28 protein-coding genes and 1 pseudogene are annotated in these 24,612 nt (G+C 74.4%); 15 read left to right on the forward strand and 14 right to left on the reverse strand.

Annotation, left to right across the window (positions count from 1 at the left end; translation table 11 throughout):
* The first annotated feature begins 208 nt into the window (after nucleotides 1-208).
* Nucleotides 209-625, forward strand: coding sequence for a VOC family protein (locus tag KZX45_RS12900; protein WP_248258153.1), 417 nt, complete (start codon nucleotides 209-211; stop codon nucleotides 623-625).
* 14 nt (nucleotides 626-639) lie between these two features.
* Nucleotides 640-1,344, forward strand: coding sequence for a DNA alkylation repair protein (locus KZX45_RS12905; RefSeq protein ID WP_248258154.1), 705 nt, complete (start codon nucleotides 640-642; stop codon nucleotides 1,342-1,344).
* Nucleotides 1,345-1,411: 67 nt separating this feature from the next.
* On the opposite strand, the gene KZX45_RS12910 is transcribed toward KZX45_RS12905, so the two are convergent.
* Nucleotides 1,412-1,861, reverse strand: a complete 450-nt coding sequence (locus KZX45_RS12910; RefSeq protein ID WP_248258155.1) for a nitroreductase family deazaflavin-dependent oxidoreductase — start codon at nucleotides 1,859-1,861, stop codon at nucleotides 1,412-1,414.
* Nucleotides 1,862-2,006: 145 nt separating this feature from the next.
* Between KZX45_RS12910 and KZX45_RS12915 the strand changes: the two genes are divergently transcribed.
* Entirely contained in the window at nucleotides 2,007-3,929 is a 1,923-nt protein-coding gene (locus KZX45_RS12915; RefSeq protein WP_248258156.1) for a penicillin-binding transpeptidase domain-containing protein, read from the forward strand.
* Nucleotides 3,930-4,017: 88 nt separating this feature from the next.
* On the opposite strand, the gene KZX45_RS12920 is transcribed toward KZX45_RS12915, so the two are convergent.
* Nucleotides 4,018-4,653, reverse strand: a complete 636-nt coding sequence (locus KZX45_RS12920) for a maleylpyruvate isomerase family mycothiol-dependent enzyme (RefSeq protein ID WP_248258157.1) — start codon at nucleotides 4,651-4,653, stop codon at nucleotides 4,018-4,020.
* Nucleotides 4,654-4,754: 101 nt separating this feature from the next.
* Between KZX45_RS12920 and KZX45_RS12925 the strand changes: the two genes are divergently transcribed.
* Nucleotides 4,755-5,204 carry a PPOX class F420-dependent oxidoreductase gene (locus tag KZX45_RS12925; protein WP_248258158.1) on the forward strand — a complete coding sequence of 150 codons (450 nt, stop codon included), beginning with the start codon at nucleotides 4,755-4,757 and terminating at the stop codon, nucleotides 5,202-5,204.
* Here the strand turns inward: KZX45_RS12925 and KZX45_RS12930 are convergent.
* The 4 genes from KZX45_RS12930 to KZX45_RS12945 form a co-directional block, all read right to left on the reverse strand.
* Complete coding sequence (locus KZX45_RS12930; protein WP_248258159.1) at nucleotides 5,186-5,662, reverse strand: hypothetical protein; 477 nt, start codon at nucleotides 5,660-5,662, stop codon at nucleotides 5,186-5,188. The genes KZX45_RS12925 and KZX45_RS12930 overlap by 19 nt on opposite strands.
* 148 nt (nucleotides 5,663-5,810) lie before the next feature.
* Nucleotides 5,811-6,605 carry an NAD(P)H-binding protein gene (locus KZX45_RS12935; RefSeq protein ID WP_248258160.1) on the reverse strand — a complete coding sequence of 265 codons (795 nt, stop codon included), beginning with the start codon at nucleotides 6,603-6,605 and terminating at the stop codon, nucleotides 5,811-5,813.
* Nucleotides 6,602-7,054 (reverse strand): hypothetical protein, encoded by a 453-nt coding sequence (locus KZX45_RS12940; protein ID WP_248258161.1) that lies wholly within the window; start codon nucleotides 7,052-7,054, stop codon nucleotides 6,602-6,604. Before KZX45_RS12940 ends, KZX45_RS12935 begins: the two co-directional genes overlap by 4 nt.
* 83 nt (nucleotides 7,055-7,137) lie before the next feature.
* Nucleotides 7,138-7,896, reverse strand: coding sequence for a hypothetical protein (locus KZX45_RS12945; protein WP_248258162.1), 759 nt, complete (start codon nucleotides 7,894-7,896; stop codon nucleotides 7,138-7,140).
* Between the two features lie 143 nt (nucleotides 7,897-8,039).
* Here KZX45_RS12945 and KZX45_RS12950 point away from each other — a divergent pair, with 143 nt between their 5' ends.
* Nucleotides 8,040-8,495 (forward strand): SgcJ/EcaC family oxidoreductase, encoded by a 456-nt coding sequence (locus KZX45_RS12950; RefSeq protein WP_248258163.1) that lies wholly within the window; start codon nucleotides 8,040-8,042, stop codon nucleotides 8,493-8,495.
* A gap of 50 nt (nucleotides 8,496-8,545) precedes the next feature.
* Here the strand turns inward: KZX45_RS12950 and KZX45_RS12955 are convergent, their stop codons facing one another.
* The gene (locus KZX45_RS12955) at nucleotides 8,546-8,878 is read right to left on the reverse strand and encodes a TfoX/Sxy family protein (protein ID WP_248258164.1); all 333 of its coding nucleotides are present in this window, start codon (nucleotides 8,876-8,878) and stop codon (nucleotides 8,546-8,548) included.
* Between the two features lie 106 nt (nucleotides 8,879-8,984).
* Here KZX45_RS12955 and KZX45_RS12960 point away from each other — a divergent pair, with 106 nt between their 5' ends.
* The 3 genes and pseudogenes from KZX45_RS12960 (at nucleotide 8,985) to KZX45_RS12970 (ending at nucleotide 12,019) form a co-directional block, all read left to right on the forward strand.
* Entirely contained in the window at nucleotides 8,985-10,061 is a 1,077-nt protein-coding gene (locus KZX45_RS12960) for a hypothetical protein (protein WP_248258165.1), read from the forward strand.
* A pseudogene (locus KZX45_RS12965) lies at nucleotides 10,058-11,100 on the forward strand (ABC transporter ATP-binding protein). The gene KZX45_RS12960 and the pseudogene KZX45_RS12965 overlap by 4 nt, the downstream one beginning before the upstream one ends.
* A gap of 115 nt (nucleotides 11,101-11,215) precedes the next feature.
* A complete protein-coding gene (locus KZX45_RS12970) occupies nucleotides 11,216-12,019 on the forward strand; it encodes an ABC transporter permease (protein WP_282453670.1) in 804 nt (267 codons plus the stop codon).
* 112 nt (nucleotides 12,020-12,131) lie between these two features.
* On the opposite strand, the gene KZX45_RS12975 is transcribed toward KZX45_RS12970, so the two are convergent.
* Entirely contained in the window at nucleotides 12,132-12,653 is a 522-nt protein-coding gene (locus KZX45_RS12975) for a CarD family transcriptional regulator (protein WP_248258167.1), read from the reverse strand.
* Nucleotides 12,654-13,496: 843 nt separating this feature from the next.
* Between KZX45_RS12975 and KZX45_RS12980 the strand changes: the two genes are divergently transcribed.
* From KZX45_RS12980 to KZX45_RS12990, 3 genes are all read left to right on the forward strand, one after another.
* On the forward strand, nucleotides 13,497-13,832 hold the full coding sequence (locus tag KZX45_RS12980; RefSeq protein WP_248258168.1) for a helix-turn-helix transcriptional regulator: 336 nt from the start codon (nucleotides 13,497-13,499) through the stop codon (nucleotides 13,830-13,832).
* Nucleotides 13,833-13,877: 45 nt separating this feature from the next.
* Entirely contained in the window at nucleotides 13,878-14,360 is a 483-nt protein-coding gene (locus KZX45_RS12985; RefSeq protein ID WP_248258256.1) for an SRPBCC family protein, read from the forward strand.
* A gap of 74 nt (nucleotides 14,361-14,434) precedes the next feature.
* On the forward strand, nucleotides 14,435-15,034 hold the full coding sequence (locus KZX45_RS12990) for a dihydrofolate reductase family protein (protein WP_248258169.1): 600 nt from the start codon (nucleotides 14,435-14,437) through the stop codon (nucleotides 15,032-15,034).
* A gap of 22 nt (nucleotides 15,035-15,056) precedes the next feature.
* On the opposite strand, the gene KZX45_RS20320 is transcribed toward KZX45_RS12990, so the two are convergent.
* Entirely contained in the window at nucleotides 15,057-15,563 is a 507-nt protein-coding gene (locus KZX45_RS20320; protein ID WP_308221741.1) for a DUF1918 domain-containing protein, read from the reverse strand.
* A 219-nt stretch (nucleotides 15,564-15,782) separates the two neighbouring features.
* On the opposite strand from KZX45_RS20320, the gene KZX45_RS13005 reads away from it, so the two are divergent.
* A complete protein-coding gene (locus KZX45_RS13005) occupies nucleotides 15,783-16,199 on the forward strand; it encodes a ChaB family protein (RefSeq protein ID WP_248258170.1) in 417 nt (138 codons plus the stop codon).
* Between the two features lie 39 nt (nucleotides 16,200-16,238).
* Here the strand turns inward: KZX45_RS13005 and KZX45_RS13010 are convergent, their stop codons facing one another.
* Together KZX45_RS13010 and KZX45_RS13015 are read right to left on the reverse strand one after the other, a co-directional pair.
* Complete coding sequence (locus tag KZX45_RS13010; RefSeq protein WP_248258171.1) at nucleotides 16,239-16,949, reverse strand: hypothetical protein; 711 nt, start codon at nucleotides 16,947-16,949, stop codon at nucleotides 16,239-16,241.
* 93 nt (nucleotides 16,950-17,042) lie between these two features.
* A complete protein-coding gene (locus tag KZX45_RS13015) occupies nucleotides 17,043-17,711 on the reverse strand; it encodes an SPFH domain-containing protein (RefSeq protein ID WP_248258172.1) in 669 nt (222 codons plus the stop codon).
* Between the two features lie 391 nt (nucleotides 17,712-18,102).
* Between KZX45_RS13015 and KZX45_RS13020 the strand changes: the two genes are divergently transcribed.
* Entirely contained in the window at nucleotides 18,103-18,660 is a 558-nt protein-coding gene (locus KZX45_RS13020; RefSeq protein WP_248258173.1) for a dihydrofolate reductase family protein, read from the forward strand.
* Between the two features lie 151 nt (nucleotides 18,661-18,811).
* Here KZX45_RS13020 and KZX45_RS20000 read toward each other — a convergent pair whose 3' ends face one another.
* The 3 genes from KZX45_RS20000 to KZX45_RS13040 all read right to left on the reverse strand — a co-directional run bounded on the left by KZX45_RS20000 (nucleotide 18,812) and on the right by KZX45_RS13040 (nucleotide 22,528).
* Nucleotides 18,812-21,679: an AAA family ATPase gene (locus tag KZX45_RS20000; protein ID WP_308221742.1), complete on the reverse strand. Its 2,868-nt coding sequence runs from the start codon at nucleotides 21,677-21,679 to the stop codon at nucleotides 18,812-18,814.
* Between the two features lie 5 nt (nucleotides 21,680-21,684).
* A complete protein-coding gene (locus KZX45_RS13035; RefSeq protein WP_248258174.1) occupies nucleotides 21,685-21,888 on the reverse strand; it encodes a hypothetical protein in 204 nt (67 codons plus the stop codon).
* 211 nt (nucleotides 21,889-22,099) lie between these two features.
* Complete coding sequence (locus tag KZX45_RS13040; RefSeq protein WP_248258175.1) at nucleotides 22,100-22,528, reverse strand: hypothetical protein; 429 nt, start codon at nucleotides 22,526-22,528, stop codon at nucleotides 22,100-22,102.
* Nucleotides 22,529-22,729: 201 nt separating this feature from the next.
* On the opposite strand from KZX45_RS13040, the gene KZX45_RS13045 reads away from it, so the two are divergent.
* Both KZX45_RS13045 and KZX45_RS13050 read left to right on the forward strand, forming a co-directional pair.
* Nucleotides 22,730-23,824 (forward strand): LOG family protein, encoded by a 1,095-nt coding sequence (locus KZX45_RS13045; RefSeq protein ID WP_248258176.1) that lies wholly within the window; start codon nucleotides 22,730-22,732, stop codon nucleotides 23,822-23,824.
* A 73-nt stretch (nucleotides 23,825-23,897) separates the two neighbouring features.
* Nucleotides 23,898-24,608, forward strand: a complete 711-nt coding sequence (locus KZX45_RS13050; RefSeq protein WP_248258177.1) for a hypothetical protein — start codon at nucleotides 23,898-23,900, stop codon at nucleotides 24,606-24,608.
* The last annotated feature ends 4 nt before the right edge of the window (nucleotides 24,609-24,612 follow it).

The following is a 24,612-nucleotide window of genomic DNA, read 5'->3' on the forward strand; positions in this document are numbered from 1 at the left end:
TCTCGTGCCGAGAAAGAACTCCGAAACCTACTTTCTCGGCACAGAGCCTCTTGGTCGGCACGCTGTCGCCACGACGAGGGCCACGAACGAGTGCGGCAGACGGAGCGGCCCGCACTCGGCACCCCGTTCCCGGCCCTCAAAGACCTCGCGCCGGACGCCGCCCGAGCACCAGACTGGGCGCACCATCCGACTGAGCGAGGAGTTCACCGTGACCACCCGACTCAACCCGTACATCTCCTTCCGGGACAACGCCCGCGAGGCGCTCGAGTTCTACCACGGCGTCTTCGGCGGCAACCTCGACCTGAGCACCTTCGCCGAGTTCCACGCCAGCGAGGACCCGGCCGACGCCGACAAGATCATGCACGGGCAGGTCGAGGCCCCCAACGGGATGACGCTCATGGCGTCCGACACCCCGAGCTCCATGGACGTCGCCGACTCGAGCAACATCACCATCTCCCTGAGCGGGGACGACGAGTCCGAGCTGCGCGGGTACTGGGACAAGCTCTCCGACGGCGGCACCGTCACGATGCCGCTGGAGATGGCGCCGTGGGGCGACTACTTCGGCCAGCTCACCGACCGCTTCGGCATCTCCTGGCTGGTCAACATCGCGGGCCAGCGCTCCTGACGCCGGCCTCCCCGGTGCACCGCGACCTCGTCGCGGCGGTCCGCCGCACGCTGGCCGACGGCGGGGACCCCGTCCGCGCCGCCGGCCAGCGGCAGTACCTGCGCTCCGAGCTGCCCCTGCGCGGCTTCCGCCTCGCCGAGCTGCGCGCCGCGCTGCGGCCGGTCCTCGCCGCTCCGGGCCACGCCATCGACGACGCCCGAGCCTGGGACGCGACGGTCCGCGCCCTGTGGGACGGGGCCGGGTACCGCGACGAGCGCCACGCCGCGATCGCGCTCGCCCGCCACCGCCCGTACCGGACGTGGGCGACCGACCCCGCCGCCCTGCCGCTCTACCGGCACCTCGTGGTCACGGGGGCGTGGTGGGACCTCGTCGACGACGTCGCCACCCACCTGCTCGCCCCGCTCGTGCGCGCGCACCCGGACGAGGCCGCCACCGTCCGCGCCTGGTCGTCCGACGCGGACCTGTGGGTGCGACGCGCCGCGATCCTGGCCCAGATCGGTGCCCGCGAGCGCACCGACCCCCGGCTGCTGGCGGACTGCGTCGAGGCGAACCTGCTGGGCAGCCGGCACGGCGACGAGTTCTTCGTCCGCAAGGCCGTCGGGTGGGCGCTGCGCGACTACGCCCGCACCGACCCGGCCTGGGTCGCCCGGTACGTCGAGGCGCTCGGGGACCGGCTGGCCCCGCTGTCCCGGCGGGAGGCGCTCAAGCACCTCGGATGACGGCGCGGCGCGGCACCCGGGCGAGGAGAACGCTCCCACGCCACCGCCGTCGCCGCGCGACCGCGCGCTACTCCCCCGTCGGCTCGAGGAGGAACACCGGGATCTCCCGCTCGGTGCGGTTCTGGTAGTCCGCGTAGTTCGGGAAGGCCGCCACGGACCGCTCCCACCACTGCACGCGCTCGGGGCCCGTCACCACTCGCGCCCGGGCGGCCACGACCTCGGCGCCGTCCTGGACGAGGACCTCCGGGTGGGCGAGGAGGTTGTGGTACCACTGCGGGTGCCTGGGTGCCCCGCCCTGCGAGGCGACCGCCACGTACGTGCCGTCGTGCTCGACGCGCATCAGCGGCACCTTGCGGACCTTGCCGGACCTCGCCCCGCGCATGGTCACGACGACGATCGGAAGGCCCTTCATCGTGTTGGCCCGCGTCCCCCGCGAGGCCTCGTACTCCGCCACCTGGCGTCGCACGTGCTCCTGCGGGCTCGCCTCGTACTCGGTGCCCAGCTCCTGAATCCCCATGCTGCCCTCTTCCGAAATCGACCGTTCCCCACACCCTAGGGCGGCACACCGGTGCACGACGCACCCGGCGACCTCCGACCCCGCTCCGGCGCCGCCGCCTCGATAAGACGTCGACACCGCGCGGGACCGGCGCCATCCTTGTCCGGTGACAATTTCCGGACGACGCCGTCCCATCGTGCTCGCGGCCGTCCTCCTGGTCTCGACCGCGCTGACCTCGTGCAGCACCACCGGCGACCCCGCGACCGACGCGGAGGACCTCGCCGAGGCGCTCGAGACGGGCGAGACGAGCGACGCACGGGGCCTGGTGTCGGACGAGAACCTCGCCACCATGCTCGGGGAGATCTCCGAGCTGCCGCGGACCGTCGAGGTGGCCGGGGTCGGTGAGCCCCGTGAGATCACGGACAGCAGGATCAAGGTCGTCGACGTCGACCTGGACTGGGCGTGGGACCTCGACGCCGACGGCGAGCCCGACTGGAGCTACACGAGCACCGCCCGGCTGGTGGAGGACGACGAGGGCGCCTGGAACGCCGAGGTCCACCCCGACTCGCTCGTGCCGGGCGTCGGCCCACAGGCGGCGGTGGTCCTCGAGCGCGTGCGCGGCGTGCGCGGGGAGGTGCTCGCCGGCGACGGCTCCGCGATCGTCACCGACCGTCCCGTGCTGCGGGTCGGCTTGGACAAGACCCGCCTGGAGGGCGCGCCGGAGGCGGACCTGCGCGCGAGCGCCGAGGCCGTCGCGACGCTCGCGGGCTACGACGACCCGGGGGCGTTCGCGGACCGGGCGGTCGCCGCGGGCCCGCGCGCCTTCGTCGAGGCGATCGTCGTGCGCGACGGGACCTCCGACGTCGACCTCCAGGCCCTGGCCGAGGTGCCCGGCGGCGTGGCCCTGCCCGACGAGATGCCGCTCGCGCCGACGTCGGCGTTCGCCCGGGCGCTGCTCGGCCGGGTCGGCGAGGCCACGCAGGAGATCGTCGAGGCGTCGGAGGGCCGGGTGGCGGCCGGGGACACGGTCGGGCTGTCGGGACTGCAGGAGCAGTACGACGCCACGCTCGCCGGGAAGCCCGGGCTGCGGGTCAGCAAGCAGGTCGGGGCGGAGCTGACCCCCCTGTTCGAGCGGCCCGTCGCCGACGGCGCCGACCTTCACCTCTCCCTCGACACCGGGGTGCAGACCCCCGCCGAGGCGGCGCTGGCGGGCACCACCTCCCCCGCCGGCCTGGTCGCCCTGCGGCCGTCGACCGGCGAGGTGCTCGCCGCCGCGTCCGGCCCGGGCAGCGAGGGCCAGAGCACCGCCATGCTCGCCACGCTCGCGCCAGGCTCGACCTACAAGATCGTCACCGCCCTCGCGCTGCTGCGGGCCGGCGTGGGGCCGCACGACGTCGTCTCCTGCACGCCGGACGCCACGGTCGAGGGCTACACCGTGGGCAACTACCCCGGCTACCCCGCCGCGTACCTGGGCGAGATCACCATGTCCGACGCCGTCGCGCAGTCCTGCAACAGCGCCCTGATCAACGCCCGGGACGCCCTCACACCGGAGGCGATGGCCGACGCCGCAGCCGCCCTGGGACTCGGCCGAGACCTGGCGGGATCCTGGCCGGGCTTCCTCGGCTCGGTCCCGGCGGACGCGTCCGGCACCGGCTTCGCCGCCTCGCTCATCGGCCAGGGCGAGGTCCTCGCCTCCCCGCTGGCGATGGCGACCGTCGCCGCGTCCGTGCAGGCCGGGACCGCCGTCGCCCCGACGCTCGTGCTCGGGCCGGTCGACATCGCCGACGACCCGGCCGGGGTGGCCGCGCCGTCGGCGCCGCTGACCGCGGAGGAGGCGGAGGTGCTGCGCGGGTACATGCGCGGGGTCGTCACCGGTGGGACCGCAACCCTGCTGGCCGGCGTGCCCGGGGAGCCCGTGCACGCCAAGAGCGGCTCCGCCGAGGCCGGCGGGGGCGATGACGCGCGGGTGGACTCGTGGATGATGGCGTACCGCGGCGACCTCGCCGTCGCCGTCATGGTGCAGGGCGGCGGGCACGGCTCCGGCGTCGCGGGCGGCATCGTGCGGGACTTCCTCTCCGCCGTCGCCTAGCCCCTCCCGCGAGACGTCAAGTTCTCGAGGAGACGTCAAGTTCTCGGCGAGCGGTCAAGATCTCGACCAGACGTCAGATTCTCCCGAGCTACGACAGGTGGGCACGAGCCCTCAGGGTCGCGACCCCGTCACCCTCCAGCTCGTCGCAGTACGCCACCCTCCCGGTCATCGCCATGATCAGCGCCAGCGTGGTGCCCCGCACCAGCGGCCCGGCGCCGGTGGTGAAGGGGCCGTCCGTCGCACGCAGGCGGAGCCCGCGCACGCGCCCCTTCGCCAGCACGACCAGGTCCGACCGCCGGTAGTACTCCGCCACCTGGGTGAGCGTCTCGACCGGGTGGTCCCGCCGGATGCCGAGCGGACGCCGGATGTCCTCGGAGTGGACGACCACCTCGCCGAGCCACGCCACGACGGGGCCGGGCGGCGCCGTCGTGCTGTCGCGCACCCGGCGAAAGCGGGTCAGCGTCTCGGCCGGTGTGGCGCCGACGTGCTCGGCCAGGCGCATGGCCACCTGTTCGTCGAAGTCGAACCGGCACCGGACCACGCCCGCCAACCAGGTGATCGGGTTGAGCGTCGCGGCGGCCGTCATGTGGGCCAGCACCTCCCGGACGGACAGGCCGACGCAGAGGGACGGCGTCGCCCACGCCCGCTCGGGCAGGTCGGCAAGGTCCTCCGCCAGCGCGGCCCGCTCGGCGTGCACACGGCCCCAGGTCTCGCCTCGCCCCATGGCAGCAACCTATCGGCCCGGTCGGGTCTCACCGGCAGACAAATGATCCGGTTCGGCCGGCCCGGAGGCGACTAGCCTGGACGCGGCGAGAGGAGACGAGGATGTCCTTCACCGACGATGAGATCGCCTTTCTGAGATCGCAGTCGACCGCCCGGTTCGCGACCGTCGGGCCCGGCGAGCAACCCGACGTCGTCCCGGTCGCCCTCGAGTTCGACGGCACCTACTTCTGGGTCGGCGGCGTCGGCGGCCAGGTGCTCGAGACCCGCAAGTTCCGCAACGTCGAGGCCGGCTTCCACAAGGTGGCACTCGTCGTGGACGACATGCTGTCGTTCAACCCTTTCGTCGTCCGGGGCATCCGCGTGTACGGCCGGGCGGAGGGGCCGATCCAGCGAGTGGGTGTGGTGGGGCCGGGGTACTTCCTCCGGGTCACCCCGACGGTCTCGTGGAGCTGGAACATGGCGGGCCAGCCGGTCGGCGAGACGTGGTACGACACGCCGCGGACCGAGCACGCTCCGCCGTCGGGGAGCGCCGCTCAGGCGGCTGCGCGATAACGACGGGCAAGGCGTCGGTGCCGGTGCCGGAAGACGAGCCCGACCACCGATGCCATCAGCGGCCGCAGCGGCTCCCAACGCGGGGCGAACGAGACGCGGTCGGTCAGCCGAGTGCCGCCGTCGAGCGGCTCGACGGTGCGCTCGTGCTCCCACACCCGCGAGGTCAGCATGCTCGAGCGCTCGAGGAACCGGCGGCCGGGGACGATCTCGTCGAGCACGAGATCGTCGTACTCCACCGGCAGGACGCCGCCGAGCAGCAGCCAGGAGCGGAAGAGCGGACGTCCCGGCTCGATCGTGCCGGGATCCAGGGCGGTGACACCGGGCGGGGCGGTCATCCGCAGCCACGGGTAGAGCTCGCCGTTGATCCCCGCGAACCGCGTGGCGTGCCGCCAGACCAGGTCGGGCGCTGCCGGAAGGGTGGAGACGAAGGTCTGGGTCGTCAGGTGCTCGGTAGTCACCGCGCGAACCTAGCGGCGATCGTCCTGGCAGCGGGCACCGCGCGGATGGCGCCACGAAGTCGCTCGGAACGGGGTCCTCCAGGTGCAGATTAGGCTCCTCGAACGGACTTTGTGGCGCGTTCCTGACGCTCGAAGGGAATCGCCGTCCTCATTCCCGCGACGTCCGGTGGGCGTAGCGGCGCGCCAAGAAGTCCGACCAGGTGCGGGTGCCGACCGGGAGCGCGGGGGTCGTCGCGGCGCCGTCGCGGAACGCGGCCAGCATCCGGCCCGGCCCGCGGACGGGCAGGATGCGGCGACGCCGCCCGGTGGCGGCCATCCACGCGCGGAGCGCGGCGTCGCCGGTGAGCACCTCCGGCCCGCCCAGCTCGACCGTGTCCCGGGCCGGGCCGGCGGCGACCAGCTCGACGAGGAGGTCGGCGACGTCTGCCGTGTCCACCGGTTGCGCGCGGATGCCGCGGTCGACGGGCACGACGGGCAGGCGGGTCAGCGCCGCGAGCGCCGTGTCGAGGAGGTCGAAGAACTGCGTCGCGCGCAGCACCGTCCACGGCGTGCCCCCGCGCGCCACCTCCCGCTCGGCCTCGAGCTTGATCCGGAAGTACCCCCACGGCACCCGGTCGACCCCGACGATCGACATGAGCAGCAGGTGGTCCACGCCCGCCGCGCGCGCCGCGGCGACCAACCGGGCCGTCCCCGCGACGTCGACCTCGCGGGTGTAGGCCCGCTGGTACGGCGCCGACGCCAGGTGCACGACGGCCCCGACGCCCTCGACGGCGTCGGCCAGCCCCTCCCCCGTGGCCAGGTCGGCGCGCACCCAGGTCTCCGCGCCACCGGTGCGGCCGGGCTTGCGGCTCGTCGCGCGCACCTCGTGGCCGGCGGCGACCAGCGCCGGCACGGCGGCGCGCCCCAGCGTGCCGGTCGCTCCGGTGACGAGGACGGTGCTCACGCCGACCTGCCGTCGGGCGTCCTGGGCGAGGGGTCGAGGGCCGTGCGCCGGTGCTCGCGCACCGGCCCCTCCGTCGAGCCGCGGGCGACTCGCCGCAGGCGCAGCACCAAGCCTGCCGCGAGCGCGAGGGCCAGGAGCGAGAGCAGGTACGGGTCCGACGCCCGGCCGCCGAGGTCGCGGTCGATCACGTGGGACGCGGCGTGGACGACGGCGCCGGCCGTGGCACCCGCCAGCGCGACGGCGACGGCGTCCCGCCAGGCCAGCGCCGCCAGCAGCGCGACGCCGATGCCGATCTGGAACGCGCCCAGGTCGTGGAAGAGGTGGAGGTTGAACGGGTCGAACTGCGCCACGGTTTCGTGGAACGACCGCGGCCACCCGAACGACCACACCCCCGGGACCAGGAACGCCACGGCCCCGAGCACCACCAGCGCGCGCACCGATCGTGTCATCGTCCCTCCCCGTTCGACGACGCTACTCACGCCGCCCTGGCGGTCAACGGTTTTCTCGTCCTCGCGCTTCTTCGCCGGCGAGCTCACGTCGTCGTCCGGGCCTGGTCGAGGGCCCGGTGGACGGGCGGCTCAGGCCCGCCTGACGCGCCCGCGCCCGCGCCCGCGCCGTGCGCCGCGACGCGGTCCTGCGCCCGTGCGCTGACGACCGCGAGCCCGAGCGCGGCGAACGCCGCCGCGGTGATCGCCGCGACCAGGTCGGCGTCGTCGACCCCGGCCAGCGCCTGCAGGAGGACCGTGCCGGGCATCAGGGCCAGGTAGCCGAGCACCGCGGCCGCGAGGGCGCCACGCCACAGCGGGGCGAGCGCGCGTGCCACCGAGCCCGGCGGACGCCGTCCGACGCCGAGCGTCGCGAGCCCCAGAACCAGCCCGAGCAGCGGGGGCCCGAACCCGCCCCCGACGAGCAGCAGGACCACCGACAGGGCGATGAGGACCAGGCCGCCGCGGGGTCGTCGGAGGTACAGCGCCGACCACACGGCGACGGCGGCCCCCACCGCCACGCTGACCGTGCCGGAAAGCTGCATCGTGGGCAGGAGCGACATCGCCGGCTCGCCGTCGAGCGGGGCGAACGCCGCGACGCCGGGCCAGGACTCGAAGACGACCGACTGGACCGGGGCCGGTCCCTGCCCGAGCTCACCGACGCCGTGCTCGATCCCGACCAGCCCGGCGAGCACGCCGAGCACGGAGACGACGACGCCGGTCGCGCCGCCGAGCTCGCCCGGGGACGTCGCGGCCGCCGGCCGGTGCCGCCGGGCGGCGACGCGTGGGTCAAGGGTGGACCGCATGGTGGTTCCCTCCTCCGGGTACCTCCGCACTCGACCTCGCTCCCTACCGTCGCCGGGCAGAGACGGGAGCGCCACGGACGAACGTCCTCGCCGAGGAAATATGGGCTGTGCCCGCGCCCAAGATGCGGTTAACGTTCGGCGCCATGACCGTGGAGAGGAACGCAGAGAAGACCGCAGCGCGCACCGGCGAGGACCTCGGCCTCGATGCCGCGAGCCTGGCCGAGATCCACGAACTGGTCCGCCGGGCGCAGGACGCCCAGTTCGAGCCGGGGCCGTTCCTCGACCTGCACACCCCGGACGCCGTCGTCGTCAACATCGCGGGCCGCCGCGTGCTGGGCCGGGACGCCCTGGGTGAGGCCATGCGGGCAGCGCTCACCTCGCCCCTGAGGGATGTGGTGACGACGGCGGAGGTCCACGACGTCCGGCTGGTGGCCCCCGGCGTCGCGCTGGTCAGCTGCACCAAGCGCGTGGAGGACGCCCGGCCGGAGCCGGCGGCCGGGCTGCCCACCGTGGGCGTGCTGACGTACGTGGTGGTGCGCTCGCAGGGCCGCTGGCGCATCGCGTCGGCGCAGACGACGCCGGTCGTCCAGCCCGGCTGAACCGGCGCCTCCAAGCCCGCCAGCACCTCCCGAACGTGCACCGACCGCCGTCAGCGCTTCTTCCGCGCCGGCTTCGGCGGCAGCGTCGCCGTGTGCTCGGCTGCGCGGGCCACGAGCCGGGCCGCGTCGGCGCCGTCGGGCACCGTGACCCAGCCGCCCATCGGGCGCTCGGGTGGCCCGAAGTCGCCCCCGCCCGCCGCGCGGAGCTCCGCCGCCTCTGCCTCGGGCAACTTCACCCCGAGCTGGGAGCCGAACAGGCCGGCGAACATGTGGCCGCCGAGGAACGCGCCGACGTTGCCGAACATCGGCCTCACCTCAACGCGCGGGTCGTCGGGGACGGCGGCACGAAAGCGCGCCACGTCCTCCTCGGTGGGTCTGGGCATCTGCACGGTCGTCCTCCAGCCGCTCGACCATCATCCTCCGGGAGGATGGCGGCGGCCGCGCGCGCGACGTACCGTCGTAGCACGCATCGAGGGAGAGTGTGTGCTCATGTCCCGCTGGTACCGGTGGCTCCCCGCGGCGGCCGTCCCCGCCGTCGTCGCAGCCGCCTCGCTGACGTCCCAGGCCGGCGCGGCCGACCTCCCCGACAAGTCCCCCGAGGACGTCCTGGCCATGCTGGCCGACCACTCCGTGGAGGCGTTCTCCGGGTCCTTCGCGCAGGCCTCCGACCTCGGCCTGCCCGCGCTGCCCGGTGGCCTCGCCGGCCCCGGCGGCCAGGGCGGCGAGGAGATCGCCGAGGCGGTCGAGCTCCTCACCGGCGACCACACCGGCCGCGTCTACGTCGGCGGGGACGCCGCCCGCCTGCAGGTCATGGACTCGTTCTCCGAGCGCGACCTCGTACGCAACGGCGACGAGGTCTGGCTCTACGACTCCCGCGACAACTCCGCCGTGCACCTCACGCTGCCCGACCACGCCGGCTACCCCGGGCACCCGGGCGCCGGCGCTCCGGGCGCGGCCCCGATGCCGGAGGAGATGGCGGCGAAGTTCGTCGAGGTGGCCGGGCCCAGCACCGAGCTCACGGTCGCCGACGACGTGTCCGTGGCCGGCCGCGACGCCTACGAGCTCGTCATGACCCCGCGGACGGACGGCACGCTCGTCGGGTCCGTGGCGATCGCCGTCGACGGCGAGACGGGCTTCCCGCTGCGCGTCACCGTCGAGGCGCGCGGCCAGGAGGACCCCGCCTTCGAGCTCGCCTACACCTCCTTCACCCTCGGCGAGCCCGACGCCGCCCGCTTCGAGTTCACCCCGCCGGCCGGCGCCACCGTCGAGGAGAAGTCGCTTCCCGACGCCGAGGGCCACTGGGCCCCCTACCCCGACGCCACCGCCCCCTCGGCCCCGGCGGGTCCGATGCCGACGGTCGTCGGCGAGGACTGGGAGTCCGTCGTCGTCCTGCCGACCGGCGCGGCCGACCTGGCCGCCGACCCGATGCTCGCCCAGGTGACCCAGCCGGTCGACGGCGGCCGTCTCCTGTCCACCGCTCTCGTCAACGTCCTGATCGCCGACGACGGCCGCGTGCTCGTCGGGTCGGTCCCCGTCGAACGGCTCCAGGCCGTCGCCGGGTCGTGACCGCCGCGACGACGGCGGACCCCGCCGGTCCGGGGCCCGCGGTCGAGCTCGCCGTCGAGACCCACGGCCTGACCAAGCGGTTCGGGCGTCAGAAGGCCGTCGACGGCGTCGACCTGGCCGTCCCGGTGGGCTCCGTCTTCGGCTTTCTCGGGCCCAACGGGTCCGGGAAGACCACGACGATCCGGGTGCTGCTCGGGCTGGCGTCGGCGACCGCCGGGCAGGTCCGCGTGCTGGGTCGCGAGATGCCCCGCCACGGCCGGGAGGTCCTGCCCCGCGTGGGCGCCCTGGTCGAGGGGCCGGCGTTCTACCCGTACCTCTCCGGCGAGGCGAACCTCCACCGGCTGGACACCGCCAACCGCTACGCGCCGGCGGCGACCCGAGCGGCGCGGGTGGGGGCCGCGCTCGAGCGTGTCGGGCTGAGCCACGCCGCGCACAAGAAGGTGCGCGCGTACTCGCTGGGCATGAAGCAGCGCCTGGGCATCGCGAACGCGCTGCTCACCCCGCGCGAGCTCCTTGTGCTCGACGAACCCACCAACGGCCTCGACCCGCAGGGCACCCGCGAGGTGCGCTCGCTCGTGCGCTCGCTCGCCGCGGGCGGCACCACCGTCTTCGTCTCCAGTCATCTGCTCGCCGAGGTCGAGCAGATGTGACGCACGCGGCGGTGATGAGCGTCGGCCGGCTGGTCGCCCACGGCAGCCTGGCGGAGCTGCGCCGCGCCGGCCGCGCCCACGTCCGGGTGCTCACCCCGGACCCCGCGGCAGCCCGCCGCGAGCTCGTCCGCCTCGGCATGACCCCAGACGAGAGCTGGTCCGTGACGCCCGGCTCCGACGGCGGGCGGGACTCCGGCGGCGGACCGGACGTCGAGGGCGTGACGAGCGCCGTCGTCGCCCTCATGCCCGACGGCGCGCCCGCGCCCGAGGCGATCGCCGCGGCACTGGTGGGGGCGGGGGTGCGGCTGCGCGGGTTCGCCGTCGAGCAGGCCAGCCTGGAGGACCGTTTCGTCGCGCTCACCGGGGAGGGGTTCGACGTTGCCCAGTGACCAGGCTCCGCCGACGACGCACGAGCCCGCCCCGCCCGCCTCCGCCGCCGACGCCGGCACGCCCCCCTCCCCCGACCGCGGCGCGACAGCCGCCCGGCCGTCGGCGGGCTGGGCGCTGCTCGGCTCGGAGCTGGCCGTGCTCTTCCGGCGCCGCCGCACCTGGGCGATGCTCCTGGCGCTGGCGGCGATCCCGGTGATCATCGCGGTGGCCGTCCGGCTGTCCTCCAGCCCGCCCGGTCCGGGTGAGGGACCGCCGTTCCTGGACCGTGTCACCCAGAACGGGCTGTTCGTCTCCGTCACCGCCCTGGTGGTCACCGTGCCGCTGTTCCTGCCGCTGACCGTCGCCGTCGTCGCGGGCGACACCATCGCCGGCGAGGCCGGCCACGGGACGTTGCGGTACCTGCTCGTCGCGCCGGCCGGCCGGCTGCGGCTGCTGCTGGTGAAGTACGCGGGCGCCGCGGCCTTCTGCGTGGCAGCGACGCTGATCGTGGTGCTGACCGGCGCGGCGATCGGCGCCGCCCTCTTCCCCGTGGGGCCGGTCCCGCTGCTCTCCGGCGACACGATCGGCGTCGGGGAGTCCGTGGTGCGCTCCCTGCTGGTCGCCGGCTACGTGAGCGTCTCCCTGCTCGGCCTCTCCGCGCTCGGGCTGTTCGTCTCGACGCTCACCGACGTACCCGTGGGCGCCATGGCGACGACCGCGGTGCTCAGCATCGTGGCGCAGGTCCTCGGCTCCCTCGACCAGCTCGCGTGGCTGCACCCGTGGCTGTTCACGAACCACTGGCTCGGGTTCGCCGACCTCCTCCGCGAACCCGTGGTGTGGACGTCGTTCGCGGACAACGCCCTGCTGCAGGCCGGGTACATCGCGATGTTCGGAGCGCTGGCCTACGGCCGGTTCGCCACCAAGGACGTGCTCTCCTGAGCCCACGCCCGCCGCTGCGCGGCTCCTGAGCCTGCCGCACCACCGAGCGTCCTGTCGGAGCGCTGGACCAGATCGGCTCACCGCGGAGGCGATCGGCTGACCGTGGAGACGATCAGCTCGCCGCGGGGGCTGCTTCCAGACGCGGCGACACCCCGTGCAGGATCGCCTCCTCGAGCGCGCTCTCGGCCTCCTCCTCGGTGAGGTGGAGTGCCAGCGCGAGCTCGGTGACGACCGGCTGCCGGGCGTGCTTGAGCAGGTCCTTCTCGCCCCAGGACACGCCCTTCTCCGCCTGGCGGCGGGTGAGGTCCCGGACGACCTTGGCGGTGGAGAGGAGGTCACCGGTGCGCAGGTGGTCCACGTTGTCCTTGAAGCGACGCGACCAGCCGGTCTCCTCGTGCCCGGTGGGCGCGCGCAGGACGTCGAGCAGTCTCTGGAGCCCCTCGGCGTCGAGCACCTGGCGCAGCCCGACCTCCTCGGCGTTGGCGACCGGGACGCAGATGTTCATCTCCTTGGCGTGGACCGCGAGGTCGATGTACCGGGTCTCGACACCCCTGATCGTCCGTGTGGTCGTCCCAGCGACCGTGCACGGTCCGTGGTGAGGGTGGACGACGATCTGGCCTTCGGAGAAGTTCATGCTCTACGACCTTCGTGTGCGCGTGGTCGCCGCACCCGGTCACGAGCCGGGCAACCACCCGGGCAGGCGACCGTCCCACCACCTCGTGCCTCGACCGGGGGCGAGACACCGGGGCGCACGGTGGGAACGCAGGAGCAGACGCCCCAGGGATGGGAGACGCCCGACCCCCGCGAGCCGGCACAACCTATTTTCCCAGATACGCGCGCCATGTCTTGGGTATGAGTTCCGTCACAGCTCAAACTCGCTCCGCTCAGGACAACCTCTCTGCGGCGCCGTGTCCGCAGCCGGACCAACCGGTCGACCCGACCGACCGACCCGCCACCCGCACCGGCCGGCCCGCCGGCCGGCCCACCGGCCGGCCCGGCCGACCGCCACCCTGAACCGCCCCGGGCTGGCCGAGAAGTGTCTCTCTCGGGCGTTACCCGCGACGCCCGACCGGCGCGAGAGGGAGTCCCACCGATCCCGCCCTGCACGGACCCGCGCCACGACCGCGAGCTGCGCCAGCACAACGCGCACCGTTCCCGTCCCACGCGCACCCGCGCGTCGACCGCGAGCCGCGCCAGCACAACGCGCACCGTTCCCGTCCCACGCGCACCCGCGCGTCGACCGCGAGCCGCGCCAGCACAACGCGCACCGTTCCCGTCCCGCACGCAGCCGCGCGTCTGCCGCGAGCCGCGCGAACGCTGCACGCCCCTATCCCGCACGTCGAGATCCCGCCGAAAAAGACATGTCCGCGGCACGGTCCGTGCGCGGGACCGACGATGTGCCAGACACCTGTTGACAGGGCCGACCGGTCGGCGCATGCTTAATCAACCACTCAGTTGAACAACAAGGACGTTGACTATGGCGCCGGACGACGACGCGCTCCTCGACCGGGCCTTCATGGCCCTGGCCGATCCGGTGCGCCGTCGCATCGTCGCCCGGCTCAGCCGGGGGCCCGCCACCGTCAACGAGCTTGCCGAGCCCTTCGAGATCACCAAGCAGGCGATCTCGAGGCACATCCAGGTGCTCGAGCACGCCGGGCTCGTCACGCGCAGCCGCGACGCCCAGCGCCGTCCCGTGCACCTCAACCCCGCCCGGCTCGAGGCCCTCACCGCCTGGATCGACCGCTACCGGCTGGTCAAGGAGGCGCAGTTCCGCGGCCTCGACGCCGTGCTGGAGGAACGCCGCAGCACCTAACCCCAGGCAGCACCGACATCACAGGAGTCAGCCGTGAACAAGGCACTGGGCAACGCCCTGCACATCACCCTCCCCGAGGGGCTTCCGTTCATCGACTACGAGCGGGAGTTCGACTTCCCCGTCGCGGACGTCTTCCGCGCCCACGCCGAACCTGACCTCATCGTCCAGTGGCTCGGCCCGCGCGGCATGAAGATGGAGATCGACCACTACGACTTCCGTACCGGTGGCACCTACCGTTACCTCCACACCGGGCCCGACGGCGTGCCGTACGCCTTCTCCGGCGTGTTCCACACGGTGCGGGAGAACGAGTTCGCGATCCAGACCTTCGAGTTCGGCGGTTACCCCGACGTCGTGAGCATCGAGTTCATGACATTCACCGACCTCGGCGGCGGCCGGTGCAAGATCTCCGGCCACTCGGTCTACCCGAGCATGGAGGCGCGGGACGGCATGGCGTCCTCCGGCATGGAGCAGGGCATGGGCGAGGGGTACGAGCGGCTCGAGGAGCTGCTCGACAAGGAAAAGTCCTGACGACGAGCCACGCCTAACGCGGACGCCGTCGCACCGTGACGACGGCGTCCGCGTCATGAGCCCCAGGAGAAGTGATGAGCACAGTGGTCATGCACAACGTCGTCTCGGTGGACGGTTTCATCGCCGACGCGAACGACGACGTCGGTCCGCTCTTCGAGTGGTACTTCAACGGCGACGTCCCCCTGGTCGCGGGCGAGATGGAGGACCCGGCACCGGGCGGCATGCGGATCTCCCAGGTCTCCCACGACTACATCAGACCGACGTGGGACGCCATCGGGTCGATGGTGATCGGGCGTCACCTGTTCGACATGACCAACGGCTGGGAGGGCAGGCCGCCGACGGGCGAGCACGTGGTCGTCGTGTCCCACCGCCCCGCGCCGGACGGGTGGCACCCCGAGGCGTCCTACTTCTTCGTCGACGACGTGGCGCGGGCGATCGCGAAGGCGAAGGAGCTCGCCGGCGAGCGCACCGTCGCCGTCGCGGCGGGCGACGTCGGCGGGCAGGCGTTCGCGCTGGGGCTGATCGACGAGGTGGCGATGGACGTCGCGCCAGTGGTCCTCGGGTCGGGCAAACGCTACTTCGGGTCGGTCGACACCCAGCATCTGCTCGAGGACCCGCACGTCGTCGTCCAGGGTGACCGGGTGCTGCACCTGCGGTACCGGGTCCGCCGGTAGCGAACCAGGCGCCGCCGGGTGCTCAGCTCGGCCGGATCTCGACGTCGTGCTCCCCCGTCGCGTCCTCCACGTCGTGCCGGGCACGTTCGAGCAAGCGATCGGCGAGGTGCCGCAGCGCACGGGCGACGGCGATCTCGTCGCCGATGCGCGGCGAGGCGGGGTCACGCGGGCTGCGATGCGCCGTCCCGCTCGCGTCCGCCCGTTCCGCCGGCCCGCTGAGCAGCACGGCCTGCGCCGTCGTGTCGTCCTCCTGCTCGAGGAGCGTCACCCGGATCTGCCACTCCTGCACGGTCTTCGGCGTCTGGACGGCCCCGGAATCGGGTGCGCCCTCCGGCTGCCCGTCGGCCTCCTTGGGCTGCACCACGGCGTCCGGCCCCGGGAACAGCGTCGCCTCGTGCCCGTCGCTCCACCTGACGACGTACGGCGGCGCCCCGTCCGCGCCGCGCACCTCGATGATCTCCCCGTCCCGCACGGGGTGGCCGACCTGCTCACCGGCCAGGACGATGCGGTCTCCTCGTCGAGCCCTCATGACGCGCTCCTTTGTGCGTGCCTACCCGTAGGTCCACTGTCCCTCCCACCGCGCCCGAGCGGAAGAGGCCGTTCGGCCCGACTCCGCTCAAGACTCGGGAGGCCGCCCGCGGTGGTCCCGCTCCGGGACACGGTCCCGAGCCACGTTCCGGATGCGAGCACCGGCGCCCGGGTCCAACCTGACGTCGAGGCCCTGGTCCCGCACCCTGTGGAGGTCACGATGCCCAAGACGAACAAGGACGGCTCCGCGAAGAAGAGCGAGCTGCCCAGCACCCTGAGGAAGTCCCCGGCGAAGGCCCAGCGCACCTTCGCCAAGGCCCACGACTCGGCCGCCGAGTCCTACGGCGAGGGTGAGCGCGCCAACCGGACCGCTTATGCCGCGCTCAAGCACTCCTACGAGAGGGTGGGCGACCACTGGGAGGCCAAGGACGAGAAGGGACCGTCGGACAAGAAGGCCGAGGGCACCCGCGGCTCACCCGGGCAGACGGCCGGCGGCGTCGACGCGAACGCCTCGAAGGCGCACCTGTACGACGTCGCCAAGCGGCTCGACGTCCCGGGCCGGTCCAGGATGAGCAAGGACGAGCTGGTCGACGCGATCCAGAAGGCCAACGATCGCGAGACGCGCCGGAACCGCTGACGACCCGCGCACACCGGCCGACGGCGCACCTGGCGCGGGTCAGAGCACCCGCTCGACCAGGTCCATCAGCGTCCCGCCGACGAACGGCACGAGCGTGACGCTGAGCAGGAAGGCCCAGCCGCCGGTGAGGCGGCGAGGCCCGGCTGCTGCGGGCGCGCGGCGCCAGAGGGGCACGGGTTCGAGCACGACGAACGCGAGCCAGAGCAGGGGCGCAGCACCGGCGAGCCAGAACCAGGCCCACTTCGTGGCCAGGCGGGGCTGCGGCCCGAGGACGAGCCACCCGAGGGCTGCCACCAGGGCGAACCCGCCGAGGTGCCAGGTGGTGCCCGCCTGGATGAAGTCGAGGCGGACGCTGACGTCGACGGGCGCGGGCGACCGCTCGGCCGCGTCGAGGATCAACCGGCCCTCGTCGACCGACGCCGGGCCGCCGTCGTCGGAGATCTCGTAGCTGGCCCGGCCCGGCAGACCGTCACCGGTCCACTCCACCGGCCAGGTGCCGAACGCCTCCACCCCGGGCGCGGGCCGCGCGATGGTCACGGTCTCCACGTCCCCGGCCCGGAGCCCGTCGAGGAGGTCCTGCAGCGGGCGCTCGACCGGTTCCGCCAGCATCTGCGCGAGAGCGAGGACGAGCCCGACGGCGAGGATGACACGCAGCACCAGCGTCGGGCGGCCCGACGGCGGCACCAGCGGCTCGGGCAGCGCGACGGCCTCCCCCGGGCCGGTCGGCACCCCCGGAGACAGCTGCGTCATGGCCGGACCTTACCGATGGCGTGCCCTCCCCGGGAGACGAACTGGTGCCCCGGCCGGGAAACCCGGCCGGGGCACCCGGCCGGGGCACCCGCCTCAGCGTTCGGCCTCCGTCCCGCCGACCCGCAGGACCACCTGGGTGCCGGGCGGCGCGGACTGCACCAGACGCAGCTGCGCGAGCGCCGGGTGCGCGTCGAGCAGCCTGGCGCCGTTCGCCATCGACCGCAGGGCCGCCGTCTCGGCCCGCGCCTGCTCGAGGACGGCCTGGCCGCGCTGGCGCGCGGTGGCCAGCTCCGCCGCCGCGGCCCGCAGCTCGGCGGGCAGGATGACGTCCTTGACGACGACCTCCGCGACGGCCACGCCGACGGTCCGCGCGACGGCGTCCGTCGCGGCCGTCACGTCGGCACCCGGCAGGACCGCACGACGACGGACGATGTCGTCGACGGCGAGCCCACCGAGCACCTCGCGCAGCGCCACCTGAGCGGCGAGGTACGTGTGCCCGACGGGGTCGACGGCGTGCTCGACGAACATCACGGCGTCGGCGACCGACCAGCGCACGACGGCGCCCACCTTGACCGTGACGCCGTCCGCGGTGGGCACCTCCTGGGGCGCCAGGGCGAGGAGCTGGTCGCGGAGGTCGACGAGGACGTGCCGCGCGCCCCAGACGCGCGGGTGCCGGCCGCTCCCGAGCACGACGTCGAGACGGCCGTGGCGGTACCGCAGCGCGCAGTGGCGCGCGGGCACCGTGACGGTGAACAGCGACATGTCCTTCCCCTCCTTCTCCAGCTCGTTCCTGAACGGGTGCCGCGGGCGCGGACCCGGGCACGGCGACGCCGCCGGCCGGCACGGTCGGACGCGGGGACCGCGGCTCCGTCCAGGCAGCCGGGGACCGCTGGCGTACCGACCGCGGAACCCGGCAGGCGGCGCCTTCGGGGAGTTGAACCCCAGGTGTTGACAGCACCGTGCCAGATCTGCTCCGCAGGCAGACGACCCCGGTGGGCACACGCGCAGGACCGGGACCCGGCACGCCGGGCCGGCTGCTCGCTCACCGGGAGGGTGATCGTGGCACCGCCGGGGCGGGCGGGGCCACCGAATATCGCTCGCTCCCCGCCGGTACCGCCGCGTAGCGTGACCGGCGGAGGAGAGGAGCGCGACGATGCGCCAGATCTACGCCTTCCTGCTCACGAGTCTGGACGGCTACCACGCCGGCCCGGGCGACGAGCTCGACTGGTTCCGCACCGACGACGAGTTCGAGCGGTACTCCCAGAGCCAGGCGGACGTCATCGACACCATCGTCATGGGTCGCCGCACCTTCGAGATGATGGCCGCCTACTGGCCCACCGACGAGGCCTACCGGGATGACCCGGTGGTGGCGGGCTTCATGAACGACCTGCCCAAGATCGTCGCCTCCCGCACGCTGACGTCCCACCCGTGGGGGCCGACGACGTTCGTGGCCGACGACGTCGCCGGTCACCTCGCCGCGGTGAAGGACCGGCCGGGCAAGGACATCGCGATCTTCGGCAGCTCCACGCTGGTGGGCGAGCTGCTCCCCTCCGGGGTGATCGACGAGCTCCGGGTGATCGTCAACCCGGTGGTCCTCGGAGCCGGGCGGCCGGTCTTCGCGGGCGCCGTCGGACCGGTGGGACTGCACCGCTCGGCCGTCCGCGAGTTCGGCAACGGCAACGTGCTGCTGACCTACCGGGTGGTCAGCTGACGCAACGACCGCATCGGGGAAGATCACTGTCGCTGGGAGACAGTGATCCACCCCGATCCCGGGCTGCCGCATCTCGAACGCGGCCCCGCCCGGACCGGCTGGCCGCACCGCTCGGACGCCCTGCCCCAGCCCTCGGACCGGGCGGTCCCGCTCAGACGCCGCGAGCGCCGAGCAGCTGAGGCCGCGTGTGCGCCAGCGCCGCGGCCTCCCCGCGGCCGCTCACCCCGAGCTTGGCGAGGATGTTCGAGACGTGAACGCTCGCCGTCTTGGTGCTGATGAACAGGGCGGCGGCGATCTCGCCGTTCGTGCGCCCCTCGGCGACCAGGGCGAGCACCTCGCGCTCCCGGTCCGTCAGCTCGGTGGGAGTCGCGGTGCGCCGTCGCGGCCCGGCGATCCCCGCCCGCCGGCGCACGTCGTCGGCCGCCCGGACGAGGGCCTGCGCGCCGAGCTGACGCGCGCGGTCCCGTGCCTCGACCAGCACCGGCTCAGCGGCCGAGCGCTCTCCGTCGGCGACGAGGGCGCGCCCGAGGCCGAGACCGGCGTAGGGGCGCATCACCACCTGCCCGGCGGCCACGCCCGGGTCGGCCAGTGCCGCACGCCAGGTCGCGACGTCGTCCGCGAGCTCGGCGGTGACGAGCGGCTCCCAGGTCCGCCGGACACCGCAGTCCGGGATCCGCTCGAGCTGCCGGCGCAGCACGGCCAGGTCGGGATCGTCCTCGGCGAGGCGCGCGCCGCCGGCCTCGGCACGGGCGCGCAGCGCCGCCGCGGCCAGGAAGGCGAGCTGCCACAAGCGTGCGGGAGCCACCCCCTGGGGCGCGAGGAGGACGCGCTGGACCCGGCGCCAGGCGGACGCCGGGTCGGGCTCGGGGCCGAGGAGCTGCCGCCAGGCGTCGAGGAGGGTGAGGTCGTGGACGAACTGCGCCTGCCCGCGGCCCCCGAGGACGTCGGCGTAGTCGGCGAGCACCTGCTCGACCTCGTCCGTGCGGTCGCGCCACATCGCGATGCAGGCGGTGAGGATGCGCAGGTGCAGCACGTAGTTCGGCGGGGGCGCCTGCTCCAGGGCCCGGCGGACCATCTGTTCAGCCTCGTCGAGCTGGCCCAGCGCGATCATCGGCTCCGCGGCGTTGCCGATGAGCATCACGCCGCCGGAGCGCTCCAGCCCCTCGGCCCGGGTCCGTTCCATCCCCGCGAGCGCGGCGTCGCGCGCCTCCTGGAAGCGGCCGGCGAGGTTGAGCTGGTTGGACCAGTTGATCCAGTACCGCACCGTCGTGCGGGGTCGGGTCTCGGAGTCGGCCCGGGCCGCCTCCATCTCCGCCATGCCGCGCTCCTCCTCCCCCATCGCGCACAGCGCCATCGCGCGAGAGTTCCGCGCGCTGCCCCGGTAAGCGGCCGCCCCGACCGCGTCGGCCGCCGCGAGCGCCTCGTCGGCCACGGCGAGGCCCTCCTCGTGCCGTCCACCGAGGATGAGGTGGGTGCTCAGCAGCTCCAGCGCCATGGCCCGGACCGCCGTGGGACGGTCCGGTGACGTCAGAGCCACCGCCTCGCGCAGCACCTCCACGGTGCCCTCGCGCATGAGGTTCCCCATGGCGCGTGCCTTCAGCGCCAGGCGCTGGGCCCGCACCTCCTGGTCCAGCCCGGGAGGCGCCTCCTGCAGGGAGGCCTCCACGAGCGCGAGCGCCCGCTCGGGCTCCCCGGCCCGGACCGCGGCGCCTGCGGCCTCCTGCAGCACGTGGTCGCGTGGGCCGGCGACCGACGCCGGGGCGGAGACGCGGTCCCACACGTCCAGCGCCTGCTCGTAGAGGGCGAGGGCCTCGTGGTGGGCGAGGGTACGGTCGCTCGCCCGGCTCAGCCCCGCCCGGAAACCCTCCTCGGTCCGGTGCGCGGCGAAGAGGTGGTGGATGAGGTCGTGGCTGTGCGCGACGGAGAGGTCCGGGCGGCGGGCGAGGACGTCGGCGAAGCGGCTGTGCAGCCGGGCGTGCTCGCCGGGGAGCAGGTCGTCGTGGACCACCTGGGACAGCAGCGCGTGCCGGAACCGGTACCCGGTGCCCGCGGGCACGAGGACGACGGCGTCCACCGCCTCCCGCAGCGCAGCGTCGAGCCGCGGGGCGGGCAGGTCGGCCACCTCGGCGAGGAGCTCGTGCTCGACCTGCAGGCCGGCGGCCGAGGCGGCCCGCAGCACCTGGTGCGTCTCCTCCCCCACGGAGCGCACCCGCGCGAGCAGGGCGTCGCGCAGCGTGCCGGGCATGCTGACGCCCTCCGCCGCCGCGCGGGCGAGCTCGTCGACGAAGTACGGCACACCCTCGCTGCGCCGGACGATGGTGGCGGTGGTCGCCGGGGACAGGCCCGGCGCGAGGGCCGTGACCAGGTCGGCGACGGCGTCGGCGTCCAGCGGCCCGAGGTCGAGCCTGGTCGTGCCGCGCTGGCGCAGCAGCTCGGCGAGCACGGGGCGGAGCGGGTGCCGGCCCGGCAGCTCGTCGTCCCGGTACGTGGCCAGCACCAGCAGGGGCGCGTCACCCAGCGCGGCGGCGAGGAAACGCAGCAGGTGCCAGGTGGAGGGGTCGCCCCAGTGCAGGTCCTCCACGACGACGAGGAGCGGGCGCTGCCGGGCGGCGCCCTCGAGGACGCGCGCGACGGCCTCGTAGAGCCGCAGCCGCTCCATGTCCGACCCGGAGCTCGGGGCGGCCAGGCCCGGCAGCACCGCGCCGAGCGAGGCCCAGCCCGCCCCGGCCCACTCCAGGACGGTCTCCTGGCCGTGCCGCTCCACCATCGTCCGCAGGATCTGCACGACGGCCGCGTACGGCATCCCGTCACCGGCGAACGCGACGCACTGCCCGGAGACGACGTCGGCCTCGTCCGCGAGCAGGTCCGCGAACCGGGTGACGAGGGTGGTCTTGCCCATCCCGGCCTCGCCGGCGACGAGGACGGTGCGGGCGCCCTCCTCGCGTGCGGCGTCCCACGTGGCGCGGAGCTGGCCGAGCGGGCCGGCCCGGCCGACTACCAAGGGCGCCAGGGAAGTCACGGCGCTCATCGTGCCACGCGTGCCCCCCGGCGGGTCGAGGCAATTGCGGCCCAGCGGCGCGCGCGGGCGACGCGGGTACGGTCCCCGCGGCGGCTGCGGGCACGGACCCCAAGCGACTCGCGGAGGCGGGCCTCGGCGGCGCGCTCGGCGATCTCCTGCTCGCGGGCCGCGTGAAGGAAGAGGTGGGTGCTGGCGTCGTGGATGCTCATGCCTCGAGCCTGCTCCGGCGCCCGTCGGCGGACATCGGGCAGATGCCCAGTTCTCGCCGAGACCCGGAGCGTCCGGCACCTGGCTGAGGTACCTGAGAGCACTCAGGCTCCTCCGCCGGCCGGGGCGTCTCCCGAGCCGCCGCCGATCGGCCGGAGGCCCTGGCCGTGGAGGGCTGGACGGCTGCAGACCGCGCGCCCGTCGGTCAGGTCGTCAACTTGACGCGCGCAGCTGCCGCACGGCGCCCACGGCCCCGGTCGTGGTGAGCGCCCAGGCCACGAGCACCGGCTGGAAGACGAGCCTGACCGCTCGCTTCGCGTCGGAGTCGAGGCCGAAGGCGTCACGACGCTCGGTGAGCTGGGCGACGTTGCCCGGGAAGACGGCGACGAAGAACGCGGCGACCGCGGCGCCCACCAGCCCCCGCACGGGCTGTCGCCACACGGCGAGGAGCGTGGCGCCGAGTCCCAGCTCCACCACCCCCGAGGCGACCACCACGAGGTCCGGGTCCAGAGGGACCCAGGGCGGCACCTGGGCCTGGAACTCCTCACGCTGCGAGGTCAGGTGGCCCGCCCCCGCGGCGAGCAGGGCGCCTCCCAGCGCCACCTGGCCCAGGGCGCGCAGCGCCCGGCGTGACTGAGCCATCTTGTCCTCCCCTCACCCGCGTCGCAGCGGTCCGCGCACCGTCGGCGACGGCCCAGGTCCGGCGAGCATAGTCCGGGCGCCACTCACGGCGACCGGGCCACCGCGCCACCGGGCACCGGGCACCGGGCACCGAGCACCGGGTCGACGAGCGAGCCCGGAGCGGGCGGACGTCGGTCGTCGTGCGCCGGTAGGTTCGGCGGCGTGAAGCAGCAGCGCGGGAGCACGGTGGAGGTCGAGACCCTCGAGGAGTTCGACGCCCGGGTGGCCGCGGGCGCCCGCAGCCTGTCCGGCTGGCACCTGCAGGGGCTGGACCTGCGCGGGCGCGGGGAGGCGCTGCGGGCGCTGGACGCGGCCGGCGCGTTGTTCCTCGGCTGCGAGCTCGAGCCGGCCGACGAGCAGAGCCTGCGCGCCCGCGGTGCCCTCGTCTTCCCGATCGTGCCCGGCATCCCGTTCGACGCCTACCGCGCGTCGCTCTACACCGCCGAAGAGCTCTACGAGGGGCTGGACACCTCCTACGAGGAGACCCTGGACGCCCGCGTCTACGCCTGGTCCCGGCAGGAACCCACGCTCGACATGTCGCTCACCCAGGCCCTTCACGACCACGCGATCGACGACGCCCTGCACGACGTCGTCCGGGGCCACCGGCTCGTCGGCGTCATGGGCGGGCACGCCGTCACCCGGGGCAGCGCCCCCTACGCCGACGCGGCCAGGCTCGCGGGGGAGCTGACCCGCGCCGGGCTGCTCGTCGCCACGGGCGGCGGGCCCGGAGCCATGGAGGCGGCGAACCTCGGCGCGTACCTCGCCCACCAGCCGCCTGCCGCGCTCGACGAGGCGCTCGACCTGCTGGCGTCCGCGCCGTCGTTCGTCCCGTCCGTCCGGGCCTGGGCGACGGCGGCGCTCGACGTCCTGGAGCGCTGGCCGGACGGCGGCCCCTCGCTCGGCATGCCGACCTGGCACTACGGGCACGAGCCGCCCAACGCCTTCGCGACGGCGATCGCGAAGTACTTCCGCAACGCCATCCGCGAGGCCGTGCTCCTGCAGGTGGCCTCGGCCGGCATCGTGTTCCTGCCGGGCGCCGCCGGCACGGTCCAGGAGGTCTTCCAGGACGCGTGCGAGAACTACTACGCCGACGCCTCGTCGGTCGCCCCCATGGTGCTGGTGGGCCGGGAGCACTGGACCCGCGTGCTGCCGGTGTGGCCGCTGCTGGAGTCGCTCGCGCGGGACCGGCACATGGCGGACCAGGTCCATCTCGTCGACGACGTCTCCGAGGTCGCCGCGCTGCTGACCTCCCGCTGACCCTCCGACCCACGGGTCGTATCGTGGCCGGCAGGGGCACGGTCCTGAGGCGAACCACGGCGAGCGAGGTCGGATGACCGCGACAGGAATGGTCGGGCGGGTCCGCGACGGCGCCGTCGTACTGGTCGAGTACGCGACGGAGACGGCCTTCGCGGCCCTGCACCCGGAGTGGCGACGCTCGGGGGCGACGGCCGAGGAGGAGTCCCGTGAGCTTCCCGGCGACGACCTGGTCCCGGCGCCGAACTGGTCCGCCACCCGTGCGGAGACGATTCCTGTCCAGCCGGACCGGCTGTGGCCCTGGCTCGTCCAGCTCGGGTACGGCCGGGGCGGCTGGTACGGCGACTTCCCGTGGTGGAAGGACCCGGCGGGCCACCGGGGCAGGCGGTCCGCGGCCGACCGCGTGCTGCCGCAGCACCAGCAGCTCGCTCCCGGGCAGGTGCTGCTGGACGGGCCCAACTGCTCCGCCGAGGTCGGGTCGTGGTGGGTGCGCGAGGTCGTCCCCGGCCGCCACCTCGTGCTGTTCAGCTCACGCACGGTCGCCGGCCGGGAGGTCCGGTTCCTCCCGCGGCGTCCCCGGAGCTACTTCGACTGCAGCTGGGCGTTCGTCGTCGTCCCCGCCGCGAGCGGCGCGCGCCTCCTCGTGCGGACGCGGGTGCGCTACCACCCCGCCTGGATGGTGCGCCTGGCGGTGGTGCTGCGGGCCGGCGACACGGTGATGCAGCGTGCCATGCTCCTGGGGATCAGGCGCCGGGCCGAGGCCGCCGGGGGTGCGGCAATTCGGTAGACAG

It is taken from the genome of Georgenia sp. EYE_87, assembly GCF_023148685.1.
Taxonomy (GTDB): Bacteria; Actinomycetota; Actinomycetes; order Actinomycetales; family Actinomycetaceae; genus Georgenia.